We start from the raw sequence: 25688 nt of genomic DNA, 5'->3' as shown, positions 1-25688 counted from the left end.
CTGTCCCAATCTACTTCAAACTTGCTGTACATTCAAACAATAGAGATTGAATGTATTCATCTTGTGGAGCTTTAACGCTCGTATTTTTTTAAGTGGGCTAAGATATACTCCATTTTTGCAGTTGAGTCATTTGAATTTTGTTTGCGTTGGTACTCTGCAATTTCTTGGAATAGGCTTTCTTCAAGAGCTTGAATGTCATCTCTATTATAGTTCATTATTTCATCCATCTCCAATGTATATATGAGGTTGAGCAAGTCATCAATTTTCTCTTCATCTACTATAAGTCCGGAGAATTCTTCAAGAGATAAATCTACCCCTATATTACCACGGTAAATCTTCAAGCAACCACACCTCCCTTATGTAAGTCTACAAATATCTAACATAGACAGCACCTCTGAAATCATTGTATCTCTTAATTTATAGATGAAAATGATTTTATAGGAAGTGTCTTATTTCTTTACTTTACCGGTACTATAAAAGATTTTACGCTAACTAATCGTGTAGATAGGTTCTATCTCAGTCCTATATTTTTTTATATTCTCCAAAAGAGTATCAATTCACTCAATTTTTCTGTATTTTCTTTTTAGAGAGTTTTTAAGAAGAGAATTTTTAAATCTTAATTCAAAACGGTTATATCGTCGTTATCTGTCATTTCTATAACTTTTCACCTCAAACGTTAATAAATTTAAGCACAATAACTCCTTCCTGGACTAACTTATTTTAAGAATTTGAACCATTAGAAATGAGGGTGTAAAGTATTATCTCAAATATTTAAAGGTGAGTTAGCTCAATTTAGCATTTATAAGAAAAGGTACCTTTTAGCTTTTTAGCAAATGTGGTATAAAGGAAGATGGAGTGCTTGAGGGAGGAATTAGTCATGAATAAGCAAGAAGCGATAGAGATCATTAAGAATTCTTTTTATCATTTAATGTTCGAAGAAAATGTTAAAGTGGGTTCAATTAATGTTCTTTTGTATTTTCCATCTATAGGCATAGCAGTGTTAGAACCTAATAAAGATCGAAGACACTTACTTACAGAGGATAATATTGAAGATATGGATGAACTCTATATTAAAAAAGAATTAAAAGCTAAACCCATTTATTTAGATTTTGAAAACGATGAATTCAATATTGGATTTGTTATCAATGACATACTGTTGGAGGCAAGATTTGCACCAGCAGAGAATTTTTTGGAGAGTAGAGGTACCTAAGAGAAGGGGGTTAATTATTACATAACTCTTTTTAAAAGTCTCAAAATTTAATTATTGAGTCCTATTATAGGAGTATAAGACTTATCTTTCTTGATATGTACCTCACTATAAATGAACTATACTTGAAAGAAAGAGACGTATTTACGTCTCTCTTTTATTTTGAGGAAAATATAAGGTTTGTGAATTTCTGATATAACTCTAAGTTAGAATGTAACGTTTTAAAATCAAAAAGAGCTTGTTCCTCTTAATTATTAAATTGAAAAGTTAGGCGAACAAGTTAATTTACTAGAAGAAAGCACAGTGTTTTATAATCAAGTCCAACAGAGTGTGTTGTAATAAAATGTTTAGGTAATAGGTTTAAATATTTTATTCATTGTGAAATTAAAATAGTGGACACAGTAAAGAAGACTATGCTTCAAAAGGATTAAGAAAATTTGTATTCATAGAGTTTTTCCCTTCTTTAGAACATCTTAAAATTAAAGAGAGAAAAGAAATTTAAATTTTTATTTATTTGGTAAAAAATATCAAAATTTTGTTTTAATTTCTTATTATTTTTTATATAATAAGAACATCAGTTCGTAAAAGGTAGAAAAATCATAAACTAACAGAACAAGAGGGAATAGGAAAATGAGAGAAATGAGATATGGGTTATCGGGATATTTAGCACCGGATGGTATTTTCTATGAATGTGACTACGGTAAGCATAGCGAACTTGCCAATGAGCTTATTGAAAAATATAAAATAAAAAATAAAACGAACTATAACGAAATTGCAACTAGAGGAGAATTTTTAAAATTTGGCACATATCCTTGGTCAAGTAAAGAGGGGTGTAGTGGTTGCCACGTTTTTAAAAGTCTATTCCACCCATTATCTAATAAGCAATCTATATGGATAAATGAGAATTTGGATAAACTTACTGACAAGCAACGTTCTGAATTGAATAGATTACTTGATCAAGAAGAGCTCATAAGAAATAAATTAGCTATGGAGAGTAAGAAAGATGTGGAAAAAATACAGATTTCATATAGAGTTGGTACAAGATTATCAGCTGTTGGTGTTTAACGCTAACATTTTTATTAATTTTACTTAAATAGATAAAAAGTATTAATTAAACAGTTATTGATGCGGTCTTCGGAGTTAATAAATTTAGGGAAATGACAGCCTAGAAATACTAGGTTTAATCAAAAGGAAATTAAATTGTGGGGATAAGAACAATTAGAAAAGGAATTTGACTTATACTTTTCAGTTGATAACACTTGCTTGTTTAAAGCACATTAACTTTGTGTATTGAAGTGACTTTGAGGTTTCGAAATAAAATGTAACCGTAATGGATAACAAACTCATTTTGGTGCATTTACTAAAATTTTTGAATTCGATGAAGAAGTTTATGTTCCAACATAGCATAAATAACATATAGACGTGTATTTGACGTGGTACTATATGAGCATCATATAAAAAGAAAACACGTCAATTAAAAACATATTATGGTTAATCTAATGATATTAATTATTTCAGGTGTATACAGTAGATGCCAGATGATATCTTCTCAAGATACGAGGTATTTGGGGATTTTTTAAGAACCTATTAAATGATTCCAATCTACATATCGATTAATTATGCTGGTGATGATGTATTTCTTTCGTATCTTACAATAGTGTATAACCTGTTTATAGGATTTGAGCTAAATCCTTAATATAGTATTACAATTCTTTGTATAAATGCAGGCCGTTGAGTTTGCGGACACGATCATATTCAAGGTAATTTTGGAAAAGAAGATATTTAATTTCATATGAATATAATTGGTTGCCCGAATTATTATTCTAATTACCTTAAAAAAATGTAATACCAGAAGGGGTGAAAAATGAACACAAACCATTTGGTATTAAAGCATTTTATAATTTAGGCATAATAAAAAACCACGATTACTCGTAGTTTTCTTTTTTACTAACTTTAATCTTAACACTTTCAATTTCTTTCTCTAGATAATCAAAGTTTTGAGTGACTTTGTTTTCTAAGCTAGTGAAATTGAATTGTACCTCTTTTAATGTTGTAGCAATACCTTCAAGCTGTTGGGTGTTCTTCTCTAAGTTGACGAATAATTCTCTTTCACGATTGTCAGAGCGAAGCCGATCTTCCGCTATCATTTTATAATGGTCTTCACGCTGTTCTTTCATGTTTTCATTCATAGAGGTGATTTGTTCTTTGTGACTATCACTAACACTACGAACATATCCCATAACCTTTATGGACATAAAGATAACAAATAGCATGATAATCGCAAAGAGAACCATAAAAGGTTTATCACCCTCAGTAATGCTAACAAAAATCTTTTCGATAATGCCAATTTCATCCGGAGTCATGCAGCGACTACCTCCTTATCTGGAGCTAAATTTGTAATCCGTCGCAGTAGTTCATCATGGGGCAAGGTTTGCACATGAAACTTCACCTGCTTTTTTCGGTACGAACTCCTTTTAGTACGCCCTTAAGGCGTTTTGCTTTATTCTCGTCTCTATATAAAGACGAATGTTTATCTGTGCAATGTAAAAATAAAAAAATTAATCAAGCTTAGATTAGAATAGTTCATAAAAAGGATAATAGTAGTTACTCGTAGACTATGTTTGAGGGGAAATTTAGAGGAAGTATCTGTTTTGTTATTGTTGATTTTAAAATTAATAATTTGAATCAAGCAATAATTGTGTGATTCAATTGATGAACTTTCCAATCAGTTTAAATTCGTCTGTTAGGAATAGGTTGTCTTAAATGGGAATAGTTATTTCGGGATATCTATGTTTTCTTTGTAGAAAACATAGATAATTTCTATACCCGGATTTAAAATCTGTGATGTTTGTTGTTGGTTTATTCATATACGTGAAGGGAAGAAGTGTCTAATTGCTTCAAAAATCCAGTAATATTGGTACGTATTTTTTTTCAAACTATTCAATCGTATCTTCACATTGTTTTACTGTTGCTTCGTAATCAATCTCGCTCATCTTTTGTTCTTCTTCTATTAATGAAGAAATAGATTTTACCAATTTTTTAGCTAGTAAATTGTCGGAGTTTTTGAGTCGATACAATAATCGAACCTTGTTTTGAAAAGAATAGTTCGCCCATTCGTCTTCTCCAATATATATATTAACTTGTGGTTTATCTGAATTATTGTTTTCAATGTATTCGATCATTTTTTAAGCGCTCCAATTGCTATATTCACTTGCGGGATCTTCATGAGCATAAGAACCACAAACGGGGCAACCTTTTGTATCTCGCTCATCAATTACATACTCAATTACGTACTCTTGGGAACAGTTTAAGCATTCTACCCATTTTTCTGAAAATTCATATTCTTTTCTTTGACTTTTCAATTTTTATCACCTCTCTTACACGTATACAACAACCTTTAGTAATGTATATTGTCAATTTCTTGTTTGGACAATTCCTAACTGTAGTTCATGTTTAGTATTGATTTTTTAATAAAGGAAAGGTTGTAATAAGTTATTGTAGAGAGGTGGTGTTGAAAATGAATTATATGAAGAAGCTTGATGAAGCGATTGAGTTATTCAAAAATTTAATTAGTGCAACTACAAATGAAGCAAAGTCGGCTGTTCTTGCAACTAACCAGGACAACGAGATTGCTGATAAACTTTTAGTTCTTTTAAAGAATAAAACGTTATATCTTCCAGCTCTGACTTTGTTGCCGTCCGTTACTAAGAATGACAGCAATAAACGTTTAAGGAATTATGTTAGCTTTGTTAATGCTATTGATAAGTTAGAAGGCAAAAAGCTAAATGCATATGTCTTTGATTACGTACTTCGTCATATTGATGAGGAAGAATTGAAAATGTACAAAGCTATTTTAACGAATGCTGACTTAGTACCAGTTGTTAAAGAACCAGTTGATGAGACTGTGTTAGAAGAAAAAATTCAAGAAGAAGTGGCTCAAGGAGAAAAGGTTCAAGAAGAAGTGGCTCAAGGAGAAAAGGTTCAAGAAGAAGTGGCTCAAGGAGAAAAGGTTCAAGAAGACGTTGAGTCAGCATAATTCTATATAAAAAATTCAAGAAGAAGTGGCTCAAGGAGAAAAGGTTCAAGAAGAAGTGGCTCAAGGAGAAAAGGTTCAAGAAGAAGTGGAGAAAAGGTTCAAGAAGACGTTGAGTCAGCATAATTCTATATTTATGAGAAAACAAGCGGATAAGAGTTTCGGCTTGTTTTTTTTCTTGACTTTCTTCTAAAAAAGGTTATGTTACAAACGCTCCTGTGAGAGAAGCAAGACGTGAGACCAAAATGAATAATCAAATGCTTGTCCTTGCTCTAATGGTTATGGATGAAATTGTAAATTTAAAAAATCCTCACAGAAAAAACAACTATGACTCTAATCATGAATAATAAGTTATTAATGATATTGGAATTCGGCAAAATGAGTAGGGTTTAAGTGAGCAGGTGAGCGTTTCTTAAATCTGAATAGGAGGCATTTTTCTCTTTAAAAGCGTGATATAGTCTCAATTTGTGTAGTGAAATGTGGCTACACGTAATGGTGCGGGTTAGATGTAGTGAATCTACCTCAAGATAGTGGAATCCGTAAAGATTCTATATGAAGTAAAATTTGTAATGTTTTGCTACAAAGAAGTGTCTTGCTACGTGGTCAACAATCAATAGGTTATTAGCTGCGACCTGACATCAAAATAAACAATCAGTTTATGAGGTTCATATTATTAAAAATAATTTAAGTAGTTTTGGAGAGAGACTTTTCTTCGAATTCATACCTAAAATGGCATATTTAAGGGAAGTTTCTGGAGCAGGAGATAAGCAACTACGCTTAAATGGTAAATAGAGAGAGAGGAAGAAATGAAATATGAAGAAATTTATTGAGTCATTAAAAAAAGAAATAAAAGAGATTCTTGACTGCTGCAAGCAACCTTTATGGAAATTAAGATATTTCTTTTATGGATGGGCATTGGGGGGAGTTATAGGTACGGCTTATTTTTACAAAATTGGTGAGCTAGATGAATATGGAGTGCTTCTTCGTATAACCGCAGCCATAATTTTGTTTATTTTCCCATTGGCTTATGGAGAGAAAAATGAGGTAGGGCCTGGTTGAATCTATTGTTTAATGTTAATTCTGATATCAAGACAATGGAATCATTTATGTAACAAAAGATGATTTGTGAGGCAGGCAAAGAAGTACTGTAGAGGAACTATAACAAGATAAAAGAATTTCCAGGCCATCTTTATATACATGCATTGGGATTGACAAGATTCCAAGAAAGAAAAATGGCATCTTTGTTAAGAAACAAAGAGTAATTCTATACCGCAGTGGTGCATAAGCACATTACTTGAAAGGTTTTTGAATTTTTAAATGGGTGACCTAAAAAGGAAATAAAAAGAATATATGATGAAGAAAAATATCATCACTTTAATTTGCATAGGTTTAGTTGCTGATGGAAAAGGGAAGAGAACCCTTCTTACTGGGATAATATTGTCGACGTTATCCAGTCGAGAGCTCGTGGTTTAGAAGATTGAGTGTTATATAGCAATAGCTTATATATAATGTAGCGTTCATCATATGATTTTAATCCTCATATGTGCTTGTTATGTTATTTACTCCTTTTTATTTCTCTCTTTTCTTGGGGGCCTCTAATTAGAGGTCCCTATTTTTTTGCTAAAATTGGAAAGGTGGTTTGCAATATGATAGTAGGCGATATTATTGTCGTAAGTGGAAAGTCTCTTATCTCAAAGATGATTCAAAAGGTGGCAGGTTCTAAGTGGACACATGTAGCTTTGTATATTGGTGGAGGATATATCATAGAGATAGATTGGAATACTAAATCCTCTATAGTAAGGGAGACATATTCTATTAGTAATTTAGAATACATGGTGTTAAGAAATAAAAATGCGTTAACGAAAGAACAACAAGAAATTATTATCTCTACAGCGGTTTCATATCAGAGAAAAGGTTTTCAATATGATTGGCTCCGATTAATTTCTCTATATTTAAAGTCGAAATTTCCAAATAGTAAACTAATAAATAAATTAGATAGAAGGAATAAATTTATTTGTACAGAACTGGTGGATGAGATTTTAAAAGAAGCAGGTATTGATCTTTTTCCAAACCAAGGTGGGGATATTTTCCCTCATGACTACCTCACTTGTGAACAATTAATAGCATTGAATAAAGTTAAATGGTCAAGTTATAAAAAGGCTAACTGAATCTTTTTACCCAAGTAGTTGACTTGTAAGTTGCTAACTATTTATGTTTTATTTTTACTTTTGATGTTACTTTCTTAATGTTAATAACAAGAAGACCATCAATTTCAAGGTGCTTCTATTTATACTTTTATCTTGTAATGAAGTAGTTAGGAGATAAAATACTTTCCTATTGAACCTTCTAAAAAAAATGGTTATCTTTAGTAACTATTATAATTATAGGGGGATTTCAATGAAGTTTAAAATCCAATCAGATGTAATTGATATTCAATCAGTGGCACCTATACAAGTAATTGATTGGGGTGTTAATTTGATTCAAGCTCCTCAAATGTGGTCAATTACAAAAGGTGAGGGGATTAGGGTTGCTATACTAGATACGGGTATCGATGCTACCCATCCAGATCTTGCTGCCAATTACAAAAAAGGAATGAATTTTACTACAAATAATTTTACTGACATAATGGATAGGAAGGGGCACGGCACGCACTGTGCAGGTATAATTGCTGGGTGTGACAACTCAATTGGTATCGTTGGGGTTGCTCCTAAAGCTGAGCTTTACATTGCTAAGGTATTAGCAGACGATGGTTCTGGTTTAGTTGAGGCAATTGTAAAGGGAATTGATTGGGCTATTTCTGAACAAGTAGATATCATTTCTATGAGTCTAGGTTCTTCGAATGATCCTGGTCCTGTCCTACATGATGCAATTAAACGTGCCCATGAGGCAGGTATTATTATTGTTGCTGCTACTGGTAATGAAAATACTCATGTTGGGTGGCCAGCATCATATGATGAGGTAATTGCAGTGGGAGCGATTAATAGAAATCTTGATAGAGCCACCTTCTCTAACTTCGGCAGTGAAACAGATGTAGCTGCTCCAGGTGTAGATATTTATAGTACATATCCTGTCAATCGCTATGCAAAACTATCTGGTACGTCTATGGCTACACCAATGGTAGCGGGGGTAATCGCCCTTATTCTAGCTTACTATCGTGATATTGGCAAAAAGTTAACTCCTGATCAAATCATGCAACTAATTCGTGAGCATTCGGTTGACCTTGGAGAAAAAGGTGTCGATGATATGTTTGGTAATGGACTAGTAAATGTTTGTGAATTAATGAAAATTAGTTGAAAAGAGGGGGCTTCTGGTCATCTCCCTGTCAAGTAGACAGTAATAAAAAGAGTATTATGCCACGGCCTTTTCCCGATATTCTATCGGGGAAAGGCCGTGAAGTTTTTCTTGGAATCTTTCTGTATTATAAAATTGAATATATTCTTGAATTGCTCGGTAGGCCATTTCATATGTTTTTGGGCGCACTACATACAACTTCTCTGTTTTTAAATGTGAGAAGAATGATTCGATACACGCATTATCAAAACAGTTTCCACGTCTAGAATGACTACCGACAAATCCTAATTTCTCTAACTGTTTTGCGTAGGATTTAGATGTATATTGAAACCCTTGATCTGAATGGAAAAGGGGCTTAGTAGTTAATGACTTCCCTTCTAATTGACGTAATGTAGTTAAAACCAAATCTAAATCATTTCTTGAAGATAGCTTCCAGGCAACAATTTCATTGTTGTATAGATCTAACACAGCTGACAAATAGGCAAATTGTTCTCCGATTCGTACATAAGTAATATCTGTTACGAATTTTTGGTTTTGCTTTTCAGCTTGAAACTCTCGATTCAAATGATTTTTAAATACCACAGATGTTTTTCTTCCATAAAACGGACGTTTTTTTCGAATGATAGATTGAATACCCAGCTCTCTCATAAGACGACGAACACGTTTATGATTCATTACCATTCCTTCTCGAGTCAAAGCACGAGTCATACGTTTATACCCATAGTAAGGGTGCTGACGATGAATAGATAAAATATGTTCTTTATGCCACATATCCCTTTTCTGACGTAAACGCTGCACGTTATGATATTTCCGCCATTTATAGTAGCCAGCCTTAGAAACTTCCGCGATTTGAAGCAACCATCGGAGTGGATAGGCTTGGCGTAATGAATCGATAAGAGAAAATCGTTCTTTCTTTAGGACCATTCTTTCCCGTGTAGATTTGGATTGCGCTTTTTTAAATACTCAACCTGTGCCTTCAAATAAGCATTTTCTTCTTCTAGACTATTAAAATTCTTTCGATTCCAGACACCACGTTGATCATCAAAGGACTCCCCCTGTTGCGCACGTTTTACCCACTCAATAATCTGGGCATCGCTCTTCACACCGAGTTGTTCACGAATTTCTCGCAATGATTTTCTCTCTTCTAATCGAAGACGAACTGCTTCTCGCTTTAGTTCTTCTGTATATTTTTGAAATGATTGTCCTTTTCTTGCCATAAAAAAATCCCCTCCAGATAAAACAGTATTGAGTCCATCATATCAGATGGACTCTTTTTTTACTGTCTACCTATAGGGGATAATACCATTCGGCTCCTTTTTTTGTTTTTAAAATTTATTTCTAGATTTTTTAAGAACCGTTTTATGTTATCTCAAAATTATCATATATCATAAGAGATGTAGTTTTAGTGTAAAAATATTTGAACCCTAACATAGACGGAATTATTTTTTTATAAAGGGATTATCGTGTTCTACGATGTGTTATGGATTTGAAATATGAAAAGGCTGCAAAGCTTTCCTGAAAAAGCGCTTTGCAGCCTTTTAATTCGTTGTGTTGTTTAGGGGAAAATTAATTGTATTTCCTTTCGAATTAAGAATATCAAACAAATATATCTATTAAACTTTCACTTTGATATATGTTTCTTTCATTCTCCAAGAGTCATTTGCTTAAAGTGACGACGGATACGTTTATCCAATTCAGGTTCATGCTGACAATCTTAATGTTACCTATATAATTCATATTTATATAGGACCGGATTCATGTAACCAAGTCGTTCAAGTTTTCTATAAGATGCTGCAGCCTTTTCATAGGAGGAGTAGCGATGAGATATATATTTTAATGTCATCCATGTATCAGAGTGATAGAATTGCAGTCCTATATAATAGGAACTATCATCCACTTTGATAACGGATACTCTCGTTGGATAGTTTTTCATGTAATCATCTTTCTATGTGTTTGTATGACAATTTGTTATTTTTCATAGTGACAGTAATGAATTCGTTCATGATAATCTCCTTCTATTTAATAGACGACTTAACCTAACCCTCTGACTGGAAAATTTATAGACTTGTAATATGGTTGAGAATGTGATATTGACATGGGAATTGGTAGTTATGTATTAAAAAAAGAGAGTAGTTATTCTTTAAATCTTAATTTTGTTTCACATCAGACATTAGCTTAGTCAACATCTGTTTAATTGTTTCAATATCTTCCTTAAAAGTTCTACCCGAGAGTTATCCTCTAATGGGATTTCTGCTTTATATAATTAAGGTGAAAATAAAAAGAACGCAATCTGTTGAGGATGCATTCTTTGTTGTGGATTCATAGTCGTGAACTTGTTCAGTGCAAATTTCGTATACCATTTTGTAATTCAAAAAGTACAAAAGATTCGCCTGTGTACCAAGTTAGATATAGGAGATTTGTTGATGAAGCTAACAGTATTTGATTGAGAAAATATGACAAATTGGTTAGGTTATGCCTGAAGTCATGAAAGGAGGGCGAGGACATGGAAGGACTTAGGTATGAACGATTTGAACAAAACTTACTTGATCATTGGGTGAAACGTAAGGAGTCAGCAAAGGTGGGACTAAAGACTACTGTTGTTTGTCTTCAAATGAACAATGGATTTGAAGTAGTTGGACAATCAGCTTGTATGAATCCAGATGAGTACGACTATGAACTAGGTGTCTATTACGCTACAAAAGACGCGCTTAAAAGAATCGCTGATATTGTAGCTTACATTGAACATGAAGGTACCTTTTAGGTGTTAAGTCAAACGAGAAGCGCGTGATGGATAATCTATGCTCTTAAGTGTTTTAACTTTTTCAAAATGAACCATACTTAAAAACCTTGAAATAACATTTATTTAAGTAACTCACCTATATGAGGAATCAAAATGAATTTTGGAAAGTATTAATTTTAGCTTTGGAAAAAAACTTTAAGAATAGTGTTAATTGTGTCATAGGCAAATTTCCTTGATGAGGAGAATCCATTATTGCAGACGTTAGATCAATCGCTGGTTAGTAATGCTTAGTTGAATCATTTTTATCATACACAGAAAGTAGGTACTATCTATGGCTACTAAAGAGCGTGAAATTGAAACTTACGATACATCTAGTTTTCTACAAAAGAACAAGTCAAAGGTTGCAATGGGGGCAGTTGGTAGTTTTGCCTATAGAGCGAAACACTTAATACAAACTCAACCTGTGCAAGGTTTAGTAAAAAGTGAAATTTTTGATGAAGAAAAAGGAATTTCCAAGAAAGCTAATAAGGGAAGTAGAATGCGATTTTCTGGAAAGAATCTTGAAACTGTTATGGGTAAGGGACATTATGCTGTTACTGCTGCTACTATTTTAGATGTAGGACGCCGAATTGAAGGATATGATGATACAGAAGAGATTAAAGGAGAACAAGAATTTCAACTTAGGAAAAAAATGAAGAAGCAAAGAGAGAAGAATAGAAATTTATATGGGAACATAAATCAAGGAGATGTCGTATTTAATCTTTTTGAATCCAGAACAGGTCATCATAAGATGGGGAATGCTAAATTTAATTAGAGTGGAGCAGTGTATGTTTTCAATTGCAGATAACTTGTTAGGAACCATGAAAAATACTAATAAACTCCTTAAAAAAAGTAATTGATGTAGAGAAGTTTATGCGTTCTAAAACAAATTGTTCAAGTATTTCTACTATTGGATATGTGAATCCCAATAATTGGGCATCAAATATAATGGGACTCAGAATTTAAAAGTAGGTATAAAAAAACTAAAATTTATTCATCTAGAAGCAAGAGCAGATAATCCAACAAACCCACTAGTCGAAAATTTTTAGAGGAGAAAAATTGGAAAACACTTCTTTAGTAGAGGTTATAAAATGAGCAATACAAGTACTCTTCAATAGGTAGGTGCACATGGTAAAACAAATTGATGACTAGTGCATTTTAGTACAAAAGAGTGCTATACGAAGTTCTTTAGCAAGTGCTTGAAATTAATGATTAAATGCGTGTACATACGCAAATGTGGGGATTTACTACTAGACAAATATGTAGAATTTATACAAGAGCAAGAAACATCGCAATAAATTGATATATCTATCCAATAAAATCAAGAATTACATCAAAAAAATTTTCTCAAGTAACAAAAGAGATTTTTAAATCTAATAAATAGGAGGATGAAAAATGGCTATTTTAAATTCACTCAAAAAATTAGCTGAAATAGGTGTTTTAAATACACAAATCGGTTCAACGATGGCTGTGAATGGTGTTAAGAGTGCTCCAAAAAAGATTATTAAAAGTACCTTCATCGATACGAAAAATAAGGAAAAGAGCTGGCGTAATCTATACACTGGTAAAAAATTAAACCCAAAACACGTTTTGGTGGCTGGAGGGGGGTATCTTGCTTTTAAACAAGCTAAGTTTGGCTATGAATATCAAATGGAACCTCTTAAACGAGCTACGCTGAATAATTATCAGTACATTGGGCCGCCAGAAATTATGATGTATGACGGTGTAGGACAAGAAAGAGTTCCAAAAAATTTAAACGTTGATGGAAGCATTGTGTTTGACCTTCACAATAAAAGAAGGGGGTAACCTAGATGAAAATAAGATCATTACTAAGTGGTGCTGGTTTTGGATACACTGCAGCAATGAGTTTGTATGGCGGTGATAGTTTAGGTACATCGGTGGCTAAAGCATCTGTTAAAAGTTTATTAGCTTTTTCTAATCCTTATGCAATGGGAACGATAAATTTTGCAGGTTTGGTGCAAAAAAAATTATGGGATCTACAAGAATTTAAACATCAAAAGGAACAATGGTGGAAAGCACAATATGCAACAAGTAACGTAGTTGGGGGGAATTTTGTAGATACGCGAGGGGCTCAAACAATGAGACAAGCAGCTGTACAGGCTATCCAAGGAAGTAAGATGAATGCAAGAAGTGCACTTGGTGGAGAAGCTAAAATATTAAGCCCTTACTAAGTTGCTACACATCTAGAAGATATTAGAGAAGAGGATTGGAAATATGAGTGGAATTATTAATCTTGAACGTGAAATGCTCCAAATTATTCATGATCCTGTTCAATGGGGAGAACACCAACTAGGGGTAAGCGCGAGTTGGTATCAAGAGCAAATTATTCGACAGTCACATCATCGCGAAGGTTTACGTTATGGTGAGCGTGCCGGCAAATGTATAGAAGAAAACCAACGAATTATAAATCCTAACACGGGAGAATATAAGTCGATAGGAGAGCTTTATCAGTCCCAATTAGATGGTATTGCTACACCATTATTAACATTGAATGAGTTCTATCGATTAAAGAACAGTAAAGCTTTTTCCATTGAAGATAACGGTGTTCAAGATACGTTCGCTGTTGTAACAAAACATGGAGCACGAGTTACCCTTACAAGAAATCATCCAGTACTAACAGTCGATGGATGGAAAGAAGTAGATGCACTCCGTATCGGAGAGAGAATTGCTACACCTAAGATTTTAACTGTGTATGGCACAAAACAAGTAGAGAAGAATAAACTTCGAATTCTTGCATATATGCTCGCTGCTGGGCGTTTAAATAAGAATAGCATTAGCTTCCAAATACGTTATGAAGGTGTTGGTGAGTCGTTGCAGAAATCTTGTGAGGCAATTGGTATTACAACGTATCATGAGCTTCATAAGAAGGCGACAGTCTATCTAATGGACTTTAGAAGTTTTGAGTTTTATAGAGAGATAGAAGAAAAAAAAATCCCTTCGTTTATTTACGAGTTGGATAGGGATCACTTAGCGTTCTTCTTAGGAAGTCTGTATTCTGCAGGTGGTTGGTTTTGCGCCGGACGTATTAGTGAAATTGGGTATGCTACTAAGTGTCGAAAATTTGCATTAGACCTAAAACACTTACTATTACGTTTTGGTATCCAAACGAATTTACTTCAAAAAGAAATGAACGGTTCTGTTTATTACCATCTTATGGTTTATCACTGTTCCTCTATTTTATTATTCCTCGAACATTTAGCTACACCAGAGCGTAATTATGAAGCAGTCCAACAAAGAGCACTGAAAATGAAACCTTCTGAACCAACACTCCCTAAAGAAGTATGGAAATACATTGAAAAGGAACGAATTGTTAAAGGAATGACGAAAGCTGAAGTGGTAGGAAAGGGTAATCGTCGCTATCGTACAGAAAAAGGTATCTCTTTAAGTAATGCTCGTGAATATGCAGAGAATTTACAATTTGCAATGTTACATTACTTAATTGATTCTCATGTATTATGGGAGGAAGTAGTAGAAATCATTCCTTATGGTAAGAGACAGACTTATGATGTCTTTGTTCCAGAGACTCATAACTTAGTAGTTGAAGATATTCTTGTATTTAGTCCATGTACAAATGTTTAGCATAGATAGAAATTGAATACACAAATGAAAAAAAGAGTAAGTGTTGTTACTATGATTTCTAACATCTTTACGATATATAACAACTTTGTAACGCCCCTTCAGGTAATCATTCCTGCTGGTAACGTGGTGAACGTAGGGAAACTCTAATTTTTTAAATGGAAATACCCCCTGATCTGAGGCTATATAGAATGCGTTCCTAATATCAATAACAAGGTGCAACGACTATTCCATTGGATGTGAAATGCGTCAACAAGAATTGAGTCCATACGGGTGATTGAATTATCTTGATTCAGAGCATTACGATCTTCTTCTATATCTAGGGGAGATGATAGAGTCACGCATCATGTAAGAGTATGAACAGTTCATGAGGAAATAATAAAATAGTAGCGTTTTTTAAGAAAATAACAGAAGTAGATTAAATGAGTGATAAAAATTTTGAATCTATATTCATCATTATCTAAGAAGCATCTATCATCCTATTTACTCCAATATGCCGAAGAGGGACATTCCTCAAAACATAGACTTAAATGAAAATGCATAAAGACGTAAAAATGAATAAAAAACGTTTAGAATCTGAGGACGTACTACCTTACTAGGGTTGCTTATGAACATGAGGTACTTGCTGAATTTTAAGTGTTTAATAAAAATATATTGACGGAGCAGCAAGCATTGGTTACAACTACACTACATTACTAACTCATAATAGTCCAGTTGCTATAGATATTGAATGGATAAAAATTGAGCAGTTACATAAGTCTTTGTTACTCAATACTATCTTTACGATTTTCGTCTTACAAGACTAGAGTTTTGGAAAACAGATATATTATTTGGGAAATTTCAATTTATTAGCCGTGTTAAAATTTCTAAAGCGGAGTTTACATCAGGTAATTCAGCTAAGGAGATTATAAAGCAGGTAAGTCCGCATTTACTTAGACGAACATGTTTTAAATGGATTATTGTTCGGATTATTAGTGTTCGTTAATAAATACCCTAAATTTATAATTTTTATTAATATATCGAACATTATGAAAATAACGAAGGTAAAGAAAATATCTATCAATTCGTGTAAACAGCAGGAACGTTCAGTTAGTTCTATTGATTTAGAACAAATAGAGAAAGCAAACCCACCTAATTTAAAAAAGAGCTTGCAAAGTTTGGGATTGAGTTATTCATGGTTCCGATATGAATATGCCTTCCCGCGGAGTATGGTAATAAAGGCGATAGGTATCCGCAGTGGGCCTGTTGCTTTTTTTATACGAAGGAGGACAACAATATGGATGAAGTATTAGGAAAAAAGGTTGAACTGGATACCGAATTAGAGCGTTCCATTATTGAATACAGACCACGCGTAAAGTATGAACCAAATAAACCTTTTACTGTTAATTTACCAACAGAAGAAATCATAGAGGAAGATCAAAAGGAATTTGATGAAGATGGTTCGTTTATTCCGGAAGAAAAGCCAGCTAAACAATATGATAAATTTGTAGGTACACTAGAGCTTATTAATGAACTTATTGAATATATTGAGAAAAAAATGAAAGGCTTACAAGTTCCAATTTCTATAGAAGAACTTGAGAAGGTATATGAGTCACAACCATTTTTTGAACAAGATATAGGGGACGAAGGTTTCATTGACTTTGAAACATATCAGAAAACATTTGAAAATCCAGAAGCACCTGCAAATTCACTTATTCAAGATATTGTTCATTCGTACGCAGAAGATGTGGAGGGCAGCTTAGAGTTAGAATTTTATGAAGATCTAAAAGAGTTGCATTCGATAGTAGAGGAAGGATATTTCCTATTTAAAGAAACTGTTTTAAAGAATTATCTTGATGGAAATATTCCTAAGACACCAGAAAAGAATAACGGTTTTACTGAGCAAATTGAAAAAGCAGTTAAGAAGCAAAAACAATGGTTTGATCAAGTTACAAGCCTCTATAGGAACAACGAGCGTAAATATTATGATGCCCTAAAAACACAGTACGGTTCACCTGAATTCTTCAAGATAAGTGAGGAATATACAAAAACAAAGCGCCCTTATGACGTTGTGGTTCGTAAAGAAAAGACACTTAATGAGGTGAGTTCTCTTATAGATGGTCTTCTTATAGGTTCACAAGATTGTTCTGAATCTATTAAATTTGGATTAGCTATAGGTAGCGAGATTGATGGTGAAGAGGTTATGAATTTATTAGAAAATCAGGCTTCTACAAAAGAACAACTTACCGATTTGCTCAAATTAACTCAGCTATCATTGAAGTTACAACTTAATCAACAAATTGAAGATAAGAAACAATATCGAGACGTGTTAAAAAACATTAACAATCTTTCTCGTAAAAAGCGTGCGCATGATGAATTATTAATGGCATTGGAACTTCGAAATACGATGTACCTAAACATGTACGATTCATTGCAACATTTGGAATCTCCAAGCAAGGCACCTGGTGTGGAATCATTCCTAAATCAAATGGCCGGGGGATTAAGTCTTGTACAAGAACAGTATGACTCATTTCTACAAGATGTATATGCAATGTATATGTCTGAATACGAAGTAAGAAAAGAAAAAATCGATAAAACATTAAACAAGGAAAATGCAAGAGCAGGTTATTCTTTGGTATCAGAGTATCTATAAAAGAGGTTTACTTCATCCTAATCCATATAAGGATAGATGAGAAAACGCTGGCCAACTTATAGGAGGCTCTATTCCTTTTGAATATGGTGACTATTAGACAAAGAAAATAAAGTGACCTAAGAGGTGAATCCAGATTGTTCAGTTTATCTCGAGATGAATTATTTTTTTATCGTTGAAAAACATACCATTGGGATGTACTAAAAGTAAGTAGAAGGTGTTTTTGCAACAAAACTTAATAATTAGTAAAACAATTAAATGTAGAAGCAGATTGGGATAAATGCGGACAACCTTCTTATGAAAATGAAGGTATATGGAAATAACAAATGTGGGTCATACTTAAGATCTAGGAAAGTAATAAACTATCTACAAAATCTACTATACTAAGGTAGAATCTGTAAGAAGTAAGATGCGTGCTATCTGCATTTCAGAAATACAAGATTTTAAACAATACAATATTTTAATGGAGGGGTAAGAATGTATACGTACAATCAACTTATTTTCCCTTCTCATATGGAAAAGAATACTCGTTTTCTAGTATTAGCGGGCTTTTCTTTAAATGGGCCAGTAGGGACACCTTTTATTATTCGAGATAACATAGAGCCATCTTATATTCTTGGTGATTGTCGCCTGACGGAGAACGTAAGAATGGCAAAAAAATACGGAATCACCCCACTAATCCTTCGGTTAAATGGGTCTCATGGAGAATGCGTTGTTAATCATGATGAACTTAATACTCCAGTTTTCCGATTTAAAACATTTGAAGCAACAGATGAGTCAAATAACATAGCTATTCACCTATTTCCAACGTATATGATTATTAAAGGCATAAACACTAGTTATTCATACCTATTTGCTGATTATAAAGGAGTAGATGACTTAGCTTTTGCTATCAAACAAGATCTTTGTTTTGGGTCGGGAGAAGTTGATGTAGAAGTTATTAATCAAATTCCAATAAAAGGATTATGTACTTCTGAGAAATACGTTAGATTTACTGGAGCGGATGATGGCTTCCATTATGTAAGTAATCATAGCAATCCAGACTCAGAAGATAAGATTCAAATGCAATTACAGCTATTAAAAGATAGTTTTATTGCTGAAGATGGAAGTGAGGTTTTCTTTACAGGAGAATTAAGTAGTTTTCAAGTAGATACACTCCTATTTACAGATATACCTTACGAGAAAGCACCTGGGCAGCTATCCTCTATATTCGGGGAATTTGCCAAGACTAAGACAAATGAACAATCTATTTTCTGCTCAGTTGTTTTATGCTCTGATCTATTCTCTAAAAGTCGTTTTACGGTAACAGGAGAAGATACATACGAGACTCAAGTGCAATCACTTGTAGAAAAAGCCTCTATTAATACGGAAGAACATCGTCATTTAGAGCACATAGAAGTTGTAGTTGGTATACAAAACTCTGAGAACCCTAAATATTCCTCTATGCCAGTTGCAGCAAATTATGCTTGTATGCGATATAAACTGCCGAATTTCTATAATTCAGCTACAAATAAACAACTACTAAACATAAATACATTACAAAATAGAGAACTCAAAAAGGTGGAAGTTGCTAAATTAACAAGTAGTGGTTATATATGTATAGTACCATCAATTAAAAAAGGATTTGTTCCTTATTCCTCAAGAAATCTTTACCCTCAAAACAAATTTTATTCAAAACCTCATTATCTCCGGAGTATAGGTTACGATGTTAATCGAATTGCTGGATTCTTTAATCAATACATTGGGGAACCATTAAGCTTCGTATTACTTCAATCTATCATTACGCAAGTTGATGCCTTCATTGATAGTCTTGCAGAAGATCATCCAATCTACAGAGATATAAAAATGGAAGTCTTACATTATGATCAAGAAAATCTTACTCTATCTATTTCATTTGAGTTATATGGTGAGATTGAAACGGTTAGAACTTCCTTTACTTATATTTCGTCAAGTGAGGTGAGTGTTTCATGGCAGTAGAAATCAATAAGCCAACCCAAGCAAATGGTTCTATGGACTATGAAGACATGACAAAGACAATAAAGCATTTACTAGATGCTGCTTGGGGAACTCAGTGGGGAAGCTTTACCCCGGAAGAACCAACTGTGACAGTTGACAAGCCTGTAGCATATCCAGTTATCATTCATTACCTTAGGTTAATGCAACCAGGACTAATTGGTAAAAGCATCAGAGAAATTAAACCTCGTCAACGTTACCTTGCTTTTAATGAAGATCCTAAAGGAACTCTACCACCTGCAACTAAGGTTTATGGTCAGGTATTTGATGCAGAAGTTGTTTTTGAGATTTGGGAAGAAACCAATGCGCGAGTAGACAAGCTCACAAAGGAGTTTCGTCAAACGCTTGCAACATTCACGGGATTCCTTAAAGAGAAGGGGCTTAAAGAACTTCAATTCGTAAAGATGGAAACAGACTTATCAAAAGCAAATATAAGTAATGCTAGTAAGGTTCGTAGACTTGTTTATTTTGCTAAATTTGAAGAATTAACAGAAGTTCCTGTAGATATCCTTCGTGTGATAGATGTCGTAGAACAGAAACTTCAGGAAACCACAAAAACGTTAAGAAACAAAAAAATCCAACTGGATGAATAGCGCTTGTCGCTTTTCAAATATAACAAAATAAAGAGGAGGCAAACCTATGCTTTATGAAAATCTTCCTGGCATTAATGTCACACTAAAAGATGGTGGCTTAATTGTCCCAGAACGAGGCGGATCAGAATCGATCCTAATCATTGCTCCATCTCTTGCGAAAGATGCTCCTGAAGAACCAGTATTAATTCGTAGTTCAACTGAACTTGTACAAGCTGGATTCGGTGACTTCTATGTTGCAGGAGAAGTTAACCCAATTGCTGCAGAATGGAAAGCTGCTACTGATGCAGGAGCTAGAATGGTTTACTTAGTAGCCCTTAAAGAAATCAGCTTAGAGCGTGCTGCTGAACTTGAGAAATATGCAATTGATGCCTATGTGGCTGCAGGAAACCAACTAGTAGAAGCCCAAGCTAAATTCAAAGACGTTTTAGTTGGCTCTACAGAAGCTGTTCGTATGCGCCGAAAATTCATCTATTTCTACGACATGCTAATGAGTGACCTACTTGATTTCACTGTGGATCACGTAGTTCTTAAAGGGGTTACACTTGAGGACGAAGCTACTAACTTAGTTGGTGAGTTTTTCCCTGAAGTTCCAAACTCTGAAGATTTCCCTTATATTAGTGGAATGGTTACTTCTTCTTATGTAATGGAGTCTCACGCTATTAATTACCCAGTAGAAATCAAAACTGGTACAAGCGATACGCTAGTAGTAAAGGTTGATGGCAAAGATGTAACGTTTACGCTTCCTGCTAAAACTTACAATGGTAGTTCATTAACAATAGCTGACTTGGTAAAAGACTTGAAGGCTGTTATCGATGAAGATGCAACTGGTATTAAAGTTAATGTGAGAGAAGACAGTGGTAAAATTGTCCTTTACTTCGATGCTCCTGCTTCTATCCAAGCTGGTACAACAGCGGCTGGTCTTCAATTAGATAAGCAAGTAGCAACATGGAAGAAAACAAGCTTTGGTGTAATTCACCGTGGCTCATTCGCTCAAACAGTTGCTGATTATTGTTCAATGAAAACTTTAATGAAATCAGCTGCGATTGGATACATTGGAGTTAAATCTCCAGTAGATACAAAGGTTTCTACAATCCGAAAATATGTGGAAGAATTATCTAAGATTGATACAGAAATCTCACCTTATCTTCAAGTAGTGGGATCTGAAGTGGGAGTAATCATGCCAACAACAAACTCAATCCACTATGTAAATGGTGCGACTCACTACGCTGCACTACTTTCAACTCTTCGAAAAGAAAGTGCACCTACAAATAAACCTATCAAAGGTGTTAAAGCTATCCGTTTTGATTACTCTCTTCGCCAACTTTCTAAACTAACTAGTAAGAAAATCGTTACATTCCGTTTAAAAGATTCAAATCAGTTAGTTGTTACAGACGGAATCACAACTGCGCCATCTATTGTAATGGCTGGAAAAGTACGTGAAAGTGACTTTGCTCGTTTATCTACTCTTCGTATTACCCAGCTTGCTATCCAAGTTGTTCGTGAAGCAGTAGAACCATTTATTGGTGAAGCAAATGAAATGCCACAATACAACGCAATGAACACTGCTATCAAGTCTGCATTAGAGAAAATACGCGAAGCAGGCGCTATTCAAGGATACAAATTCTCAATTGAAAACCTTGGAGTATACTTAGATGAGGTAACTGTAACTTTAGAAATTATCCCGGCATTTGAATTACGTCGTGTACAAGTTCAAGTTAACTTAACTCCTCCTGAGTATATGCTACAAGGACTTAGCCAGTAAGAACTATTAATGAGAAGAGGGGATCAAATGCCCCTCTCTTATATAAAAGAATAACAGGAGGTTATTAACCTATGAGTACAACAGCTTCTCGCTATAGTAAAACTTTCACTACTTACGGTGGCTCTGACATCGTATGTACATTTAATGGACAGGTAGTTGGCCAATTACAAGCTATTACTTACTCAGTTACTCGTGAAAAAGGACCTGTGTATGTAATGGGTGATCCAAACCCAAAATCTTTCTCTCGTGGTTGAGATGTAGCCACCTTTCTATGGTGACATAGAATGACAAACTCCGTGAACTGCTGGAAACCCCTAAAGCTTTTGTTACTACAACGTAACTAGAAATGGTAAGCGTGAATGTTAAAAAAACAAAAGATATTTATATTCATGTTATGAATTGAAAAATTTATGGCGTAGAAAATAATGGGCAATCAGCAGCCAAGCTCCTGTTCCGAAAGGATGGAGAAGGTTCAACGACTAGAGTGTACTACCTGAAATGGTAATGAGACTTATTAGTGCGGAGCAAGTTGAACGTCCATGTAAGATGACAATGCTTTAATGGGCGAATTCACATCAAAATATAATTACAAAAATAACCTTATTAAAAACATCAATTCACCAGAATACTGGTATATTGCAGAAATGCAAGCCTCAGATGTAAGAGATATCCTTTGTCCGGATAACCGATTGAAACAGAACTCCCAAGCAAAAAATTAAAATTTTTACAACACCATGATGGCTTAGTGTTTTAAAAAATGTTTTTAAAAAGGAAAAAAGAAAAGTATTTAGAAGTGTGTTATCAACTTGAAGATATAGTCTAGTCCGTCTGTAAAACAGAGTTAAAATATCTCGAAAGAGACGGTGTAAACGAAACGTGGTATTGCAGGAAGTTTAGTATTTACTATCTTCGACCGTGATGCACTATTTAATCTTAAGCAACAAGCTGCTGTTCACCGTCATGGCTTAAATCAAACGGATGCACTTGCTAGTAGCTCTACTCAGGTATTAGATGCTGATGCAAATGCTGCAGCTTTAACTCAGCGTAATGACTTAGTTCAGGGATGGCAGACAAAACGTAAAGCCAACTTCATCGACGAAATCCCTCCATTTGATATCACAATCAACTTCCTTAACGAATATGGACAAGCTAGTAAAATGGAAATCTACGGTGTAGAGATTCTTAACGAAGGAATGGGCTTAAGTGTAGATGACAACACTACAGAAAAAGCTTGTACTTTCATTGCTCGTAATATTGTTGAAATGCGTCCACAAGATGATTGGGAAGTAGAATAATAAAAACTTAAAGAGGTGCTTCGGCATCTCTTTTTGTATTTGGTAGCAAAAATATTATCGAGTGGTTATGTTCTATTTATAGAAAAATAGAAAGGCAGGTGTCTTCATGAGTAGTAGATATCAGAAGACTTATACGAGTTTTGCTGGTACAGATATTGTTGCTGTTGTAACCCCTGAAGGTGGTAAATCTGTAGTGCTAGGTCAATTGCAAACAATCTCTTATTCTGTTTATAGACCGACAGCTCCAGTATTTGCTTTAGGACAAATTGCAGCTAAAGGTGTTGTCCGTGGTGCAAGAACAGTAGCAGGAAGCTTAATCTTTACGGTGTTTGACCGCCATGTATTATACGAAATTATGAAAGATCATAATGTGAATGGGAACAGTTGTCCTATCAATAAAAGTGACGAGCTACCACCATTTGATATAACAATTAACTTTATGAATGAATATGGGCAATCTTCTAAATTGGTGATATATGGAGTTAACCTTATTTCAGAAGGTCAAACAATGTCAGTTGAAGACATGATTACAGAAAATACAATGGAATTCATTGCTCTAGATATCGAAACAATGAAACCAGATGTTTTTGATGAAGGGTGGTAAGAGATATGAGTAATGGGGCTTATACACCGGCAGGTAAATCTAAAAGAGGTTATGCAAATTATTACTCAGGAACAGATATCCGAATTTACTTTGGAGATAACTGGATAGATGAAATTGTAGAAATAGAATGGACAATGCAGGAACAATTAGCACCAATCTTCGGATATGCTTCTTATACCTGGGATAAGGTAGCTAGAGGGAACAGGTTGGTTCAAGGTTCTTTTTCTATTAACTTCAAAGAAGCTGGTTATTTACAAACGGTACTTAATAGTTTAAGTTCTGAAATGACAGAGGAAAATGAGTGGTTTAGCCTAGCAGAATTTAATGGTGAAAATGGTCAAAGTGCCCATAAAAATACAAAGGTTGAAGACCTTATAGGTAATTTTCAAGCATTAGCAGATGATTATGAAAATGCACTATGGGGAACAAACTCTAACTCTTCAAAGTTAATAGATAGCCGTAGAACTGATACATTCTTTTATAGCACAAATGAAAATGAAAAAAATAGGAATTTGAAAGAACATGGTTTTAATATCTTACTAACTTATGGAAATAATCCTTGTGCTGTTAGAGGGACTGGAAGCTACAAGACCGTTCAAACAATAGTTGGAGTGCAATTAACAGGTGTTTCTCAAAGAGTAAATCCGTCTGGGAACCCTATTTCTGAAGTATATACTTTTATAGCAAAAGATATCTCGGGGAATGTGCAAAAAGCGTACTAATTTTAATTATGGGATTTATATGACTAAATGATTTTAACTTTTAAATTTTTATATTAACGAGAGAAAGAGGAGGAAGTATAATGACAAAACATATTAAAAAAGAAGAAGCTTTAATGGAGGGTACTCAAGAAGAAACTTCGGTTGTTAAAGTAGGAGACAAATTCGATGAAGATGACGTTTCAAAAGCAGAACAAGAAATCTTCCCAGGTGGCCCGACTTATAACGAACTTGAAAAATGGAAGTCTATGTATGCAGGAGAAGTATACTTAACTGAGTTTGATGAGGAAAACATTTTTGTATGGCGACCAATTAAGCGTAAAGAATACAAAGATATTGCTAAAATTCCAAATGCAGATAATTTCTATAAAGAAGAGCGTATCTGCGAAAAAGCAGTTCTTTTCCCTGCTAACTATGGTTTCATGCAAATGACAAATGGTAAAGCTGGTATCCCGACACTATTACACGAATTGGTACTAGAGAAGTCAGGGTTCGCAGCAAAAACAGGCGCAATGCGCTTAAGCTAAGAGCGAAGGAGGCGTATTATCGCCTCCTATTTTTATTGTAGGGAGGAAAAAACATGCTAATCGATCCTAATTTATTAGATGACAAGGTAAAAGAATTACCTATTGAATTTGAAACATATGAAGAAGAGGTAGGTTTCAAGGAGCAATTACGTATTTGGCATGAGAAATATGGGCATATCTTTATGCAAGAAATAAACGATGTCATATTTTTCTTCCGTGCATTAAGCAAAGAAGAATTGAAAATTGCACAGGAAGTATACAATGATGACTTTGAAAGAACTGAGTATATATGTAAAACTTGCGTTATAGAGCCAATTATTGAAGATTACTCGTTAGATATTTTTGCAGGTGTTCCAGAAATTCTCTGTCTTTCTATCTTAGAGGAGTCAGGTTACACAAAAGCTCAAAAAGTTAAAATTATGATAGCTAGATGGGAAAAACATATGGAAGAAGTAGAAAATCAACTTCCATTAGTAATAAAAGAAGCATTCCAAGATATCCCATTAAGCGAAATTGAATCATGGACAATGGCTAAAACAGCAGAGTATTATGTGAAAGCTAAATGGTTATTAGAAAATATACGAGGATTAAAATTATTGGGTGAAGAAGAAACTCAACAACAGTAGCCGTAAGGTGGTG

26 protein-coding genes and 1 pseudogene are annotated in these 25688 nt (G+C 34.1%); 21 read left to right on the top strand and 6 right to left on the bottom strand.

Annotation, left to right across the window (positions count from 1 at the left end; genetic code table 11):
- Window positions 1-71 precede the first annotated feature (71 nt).
- Complete coding sequence (locus tag DN401_RS23415) at window positions 72-341, bottom strand: hypothetical protein (protein ID WP_000708630.1); 270 nt, start codon at window positions 339-341, stop codon at window positions 72-74.
- A gap of 536 nt (window positions 342-877) precedes the next feature.
- Between DN401_RS23415 and DN401_RS23410 the strand changes: the two genes are divergently transcribed.
- Both DN401_RS23410 and DN401_RS23405 read left to right on the top strand, forming a co-directional pair.
- Window positions 878-1210, top strand: coding sequence for a hypothetical protein (locus DN401_RS23410; protein WP_001041141.1), 333 nt, complete (start codon window positions 878-880; stop codon window positions 1208-1210).
- A 636-nt stretch (window positions 1211-1846) separates the two neighbouring features.
- Window positions 1847-2272 (top strand): hypothetical protein, encoded by a 426-nt coding sequence (locus DN401_RS23405; RefSeq protein ID WP_232291853.1) that lies wholly within the window; start codon window positions 1847-1849, stop codon window positions 2270-2272.
- A gap of 860 nt (window positions 2273-3132) precedes the next feature.
- Here DN401_RS23405 and DN401_RS23400 read toward each other — a convergent pair.
- The 3 genes from DN401_RS23400 to DN401_RS23390 form a co-directional block, all read right to left on the bottom strand.
- Entirely contained in the window at window positions 3133-3570 is a 438-nt protein-coding gene (locus DN401_RS23400; protein WP_000186692.1) for a hypothetical protein, read from the bottom strand.
- Window positions 3571-4143: 573 nt separating this feature from the next.
- A complete protein-coding gene (locus DN401_RS23395; RefSeq protein WP_000575194.1) occupies window positions 4144-4389 on the bottom strand; it encodes a hypothetical protein in 246 nt (81 codons plus the stop codon).
- 3 nt (window positions 4390-4392) lie between these two features.
- Entirely contained in the window at window positions 4393-4569 is a 177-nt protein-coding gene (locus DN401_RS23390) for a hypothetical protein (RefSeq protein WP_000842045.1), read from the bottom strand.
- A 155-nt stretch (window positions 4570-4724) separates the two neighbouring features.
- Between DN401_RS23390 and DN401_RS23385 the strand changes: the two genes are divergently transcribed.
- The 4 genes from DN401_RS23385 (at window position 4725) to DN401_RS23370 (ending at window position 8534) form a co-directional block, all read left to right on the top strand.
- Window positions 4725-5243 carry a hypothetical protein gene (locus DN401_RS23385; protein WP_255481385.1) on the top strand — a complete coding sequence of 173 codons (519 nt, stop codon included), beginning with the start codon at window positions 4725-4727 and terminating at the stop codon, window positions 5241-5243.
- Between the two features lie 810 nt (window positions 5244-6053).
- Window positions 6054-6299: a hypothetical protein gene (locus DN401_RS23380; RefSeq protein WP_000713421.1), complete on the top strand. Its 246-nt coding sequence runs from the start codon at window positions 6054-6056 to the stop codon at window positions 6297-6299.
- Window positions 6300-6886: 587 nt separating this feature from the next.
- Window positions 6887-7408, top strand: a complete 522-nt coding sequence (locus DN401_RS23375) for a C40 family peptidase (RefSeq protein WP_149287972.1) — start codon at window positions 6887-6889, stop codon at window positions 7406-7408.
- A gap of 229 nt (window positions 7409-7637) precedes the next feature.
- A complete protein-coding gene (locus DN401_RS23370; protein ID WP_000669390.1) occupies window positions 7638-8534 on the top strand; it encodes a S8 family peptidase in 897 nt (298 codons plus the stop codon).
- 54 nt (window positions 8535-8588) lie between these two features.
- On the opposite strand, the gene DN401_RS23365 is transcribed toward DN401_RS23370, so the two are convergent.
- A protein-coding gene (locus DN401_RS23365; RefSeq protein WP_149287971.1) for an IS3-like element ISBth8 family transposase occupies window positions 8589-9748 on the bottom strand; the annotation gives its coding sequence in 2 pieces (ribosomal slippage) (window positions 8589-9490 and window positions 9490-9748; 1161 coding nt in all).
- A 324-nt stretch (window positions 9749-10072) separates the two neighbouring features.
- Window positions 10073-10239 (bottom strand): annotated as a pseudogene (locus DN401_RS30425) (DDE-type integrase/transposase/recombinase); the annotation flags it as partial.
- 795 nt (window positions 10240-11034) lie between these two features.
- On the opposite strand from DN401_RS30425, the gene DN401_RS23360 reads away from it, so the two are divergent.
- The 15 genes from DN401_RS23360 (at window position 11035) to DN401_RS23295 (ending at window position 25675) form a co-directional block, all read left to right on the top strand.
- A complete protein-coding gene (locus DN401_RS23360) occupies window positions 11035-11292 on the top strand; it encodes a Gp49 family protein (protein ID WP_000398755.1) in 258 nt (85 codons plus the stop codon).
- Window positions 11293-11602: 310 nt separating this feature from the next.
- Window positions 11603-12085, top strand: coding sequence for a hypothetical protein (locus DN401_RS23355; RefSeq protein ID WP_149287970.1), 483 nt, complete (start codon window positions 11603-11605; stop codon window positions 12083-12085).
- Between the two features lie 620 nt (window positions 12086-12705).
- Complete coding sequence (locus tag DN401_RS23350) at window positions 12706-13116, top strand: hypothetical protein (RefSeq protein WP_149287969.1); 411 nt, start codon at window positions 12706-12708, stop codon at window positions 13114-13116.
- Window positions 13117-13121: 5 nt separating this feature from the next.
- A complete protein-coding gene (locus DN401_RS23345) occupies window positions 13122-13502 on the top strand; it encodes a hypothetical protein (RefSeq protein ID WP_149287968.1) in 381 nt (126 codons plus the stop codon).
- A gap of 43 nt (window positions 13503-13545) precedes the next feature.
- Entirely contained in the window at window positions 13546-14910 is a 1365-nt protein-coding gene (locus DN401_RS23340; RefSeq protein WP_149287967.1) for an LAGLIDADG family homing endonuclease, read from the top strand.
- Between the two features lie 1273 nt (window positions 14911-16183).
- Window positions 16184-17539 (top strand): hypothetical protein, encoded by a 1356-nt coding sequence (locus DN401_RS23335; protein WP_149287966.1) that lies wholly within the window; start codon window positions 16184-16186, stop codon window positions 17537-17539.
- A gap of 474 nt (window positions 17540-18013) precedes the next feature.
- A complete protein-coding gene (locus DN401_RS23330; protein WP_149287965.1) occupies window positions 18014-19513 on the top strand; it encodes a hypothetical protein in 1500 nt (499 codons plus the stop codon).
- On the top strand, window positions 19504-20142 hold the full coding sequence (locus DN401_RS23325) for a hypothetical protein (protein WP_086401388.1): 639 nt from the start codon (window positions 19504-19506) through the stop codon (window positions 20140-20142). Before DN401_RS23330 ends, DN401_RS23325 begins: the two co-directional genes overlap by 10 nt.
- 46 nt (window positions 20143-20188) lie before the next feature.
- Window positions 20189-21904, top strand: a complete 1716-nt coding sequence (locus DN401_RS23320; protein WP_000965155.1) for a hypothetical protein — start codon at window positions 20189-20191, stop codon at window positions 21902-21904.
- Between the two features lie 71 nt (window positions 21905-21975).
- Window positions 21976-22158: a hypothetical protein gene (locus DN401_RS23315; RefSeq protein ID WP_000108095.1), complete on the top strand. Its 183-nt coding sequence runs from the start codon at window positions 21976-21978 to the stop codon at window positions 22156-22158.
- A gap of 903 nt (window positions 22159-23061) precedes the next feature.
- A complete protein-coding gene (locus DN401_RS29940) occupies window positions 23062-23199 on the top strand; it encodes a hypothetical protein (protein WP_000409223.1) in 138 nt (45 codons plus the stop codon).
- A gap of 106 nt (window positions 23200-23305) precedes the next feature.
- On the top strand, window positions 23306-23803 hold the full coding sequence (locus DN401_RS23310; RefSeq protein ID WP_000098836.1) for a hypothetical protein: 498 nt from the start codon (window positions 23306-23308) through the stop codon (window positions 23801-23803).
- A 5-nt stretch (window positions 23804-23808) separates the two neighbouring features.
- The gene (locus DN401_RS23305; protein ID WP_149287964.1) at window positions 23809-24525 is read left to right on the top strand and encodes a hypothetical protein; all 717 of its coding nucleotides are present in this window, start codon (window positions 23809-23811) and stop codon (window positions 24523-24525) included.
- Between the two features lie 80 nt (window positions 24526-24605).
- A complete protein-coding gene (locus tag DN401_RS23300; RefSeq protein ID WP_000160472.1) occupies window positions 24606-25049 on the top strand; it encodes a hypothetical protein in 444 nt (147 codons plus the stop codon).
- 53 nt (window positions 25050-25102) lie between these two features.
- A complete protein-coding gene (locus DN401_RS23295; protein ID WP_000904181.1) occupies window positions 25103-25675 on the top strand; it encodes a hypothetical protein in 573 nt (190 codons plus the stop codon).
- The last annotated feature ends 13 nt before the right edge of the window (window positions 25676-25688 follow it).

The sequence above is a fragment of the Bacillus sp. BF2-3 genome, from assembly GCF_008368795.1.
Taxonomy (GTDB): domain Bacteria; phylum Bacillota; class Bacilli; order Bacillales; family Bacillaceae_G; genus Bacillus_A; species Bacillus_A cereus.
The sequence above is the reverse complement of the archived record's forward strand: the minus strand, read 5'-3'. Positions and strand labels throughout refer to the sequence as shown.

Coding starts and splice junctions, on each gene's coding strand:
- DN401_RS23350 (WP_149287969.1), top strand. CDS start 12,706: ATGGCTATTTTAAATTCACTCAAAAAATTAGCTGAAATAGGTGTTTTA.
- DN401_RS23405 (WP_232291853.1), top strand. CDS start 1,847: ATGAGATATGGGTTATCGGGATATTTAGCACCGGATGGTATTTTCTAT.
- DN401_RS23360 (WP_000398755.1), top strand. CDS start 11,035: ATGGAAGGACTTAGGTATGAACGATTTGAACAAAACTTACTTGATCAT.
- DN401_RS23330 (WP_149287965.1), top strand. CDS start 18,014: ATGTATACGTACAATCAACTTATTTTCCCTTCTCATATGGAAAAGAAT.
- DN401_RS23315 (WP_000108095.1), top strand. CDS start 21,976: ATGAGTACAACAGCTTCTCGCTATAGTAAAACTTTCACTACTTACGGT.
- DN401_RS23320 (WP_000965155.1), top strand. CDS start 20,189: ATGCTTTATGAAAATCTTCCTGGCATTAATGTCACACTAAAAGATGGT.
- DN401_RS23410 (WP_001041141.1), top strand. CDS start 878: ATGAATAAGCAAGAAGCGATAGAGATCATTAAGAATTCTTTTTATCAT.
- DN401_RS23375 (WP_149287972.1), top strand. CDS start 6,887: ATGATAGTAGGCGATATTATTGTCGTAAGTGGAAAGTCTCTTATCTCA.
- DN401_RS23310 (WP_000098836.1), top strand. CDS start 23,306: ATGAGTAGTAGATATCAGAAGACTTATACGAGTTTTGCTGGTACAGAT.
- DN401_RS23370 (WP_000669390.1), top strand. CDS start 7,638: ATGAAGTTTAAAATCCAATCAGATGTAATTGATATTCAATCAGTGGCA.
- DN401_RS23345 (WP_149287968.1), top strand. CDS start 13,122: ATGAAAATAAGATCATTACTAAGTGGTGCTGGTTTTGGATACACTGCA.
- DN401_RS23385 (WP_255481385.1), top strand. CDS start 4,725: ATGAATTATATGAAGAAGCTTGATGAAGCGATTGAGTTATTCAAAAAT.
- DN401_RS23340 (WP_149287967.1), top strand. CDS start 13,546: ATGAGTGGAATTATTAATCTTGAACGTGAAATGCTCCAAATTATTCAT.
- DN401_RS23305 (WP_149287964.1), top strand. CDS start 23,809: ATGAGTAATGGGGCTTATACACCGGCAGGTAAATCTAAAAGAGGTTAT.
- DN401_RS23400 (WP_000186692.1), bottom strand. CDS start 3,570: ATGACTCCGGATGAAATTGGCATTATCGAAAAGATTTTTGTTAGCATT.
- DN401_RS23325 (WP_086401388.1), top strand. CDS start 19,504: ATGGCAGTAGAAATCAATAAGCCAACCCAAGCAAATGGTTCTATGGAC.
- DN401_RS23395 (WP_000575194.1), bottom strand. CDS start 4,389: ATGATCGAATACATTGAAAACAATAATTCAGATAAACCACAAGTTAAT.
- DN401_RS23355 (WP_149287970.1), top strand. CDS start 11,603: ATGGCTACTAAAGAGCGTGAAATTGAAACTTACGATACATCTAGTTTT.
- DN401_RS23300 (WP_000160472.1), top strand. CDS start 24,606: ATGACAAAACATATTAAAAAAGAAGAAGCTTTAATGGAGGGTACTCAA.
- DN401_RS23335 (WP_149287966.1), top strand. CDS start 16,184: ATGGATGAAGTATTAGGAAAAAAGGTTGAACTGGATACCGAATTAGAG.
- DN401_RS23295 (WP_000904181.1), top strand. CDS start 25,103: ATGCTAATCGATCCTAATTTATTAGATGACAAGGTAAAAGAATTACCT.
- DN401_RS23380 (WP_000713421.1), top strand. CDS start 6,054: ATGAAGAAATTTATTGAGTCATTAAAAAAAGAAATAAAAGAGATTCTT.
- DN401_RS29940 (WP_000409223.1), top strand. CDS start 23,062: ATGGAAATCTACGGTGTAGAGATTCTTAACGAAGGAATGGGCTTAAGT.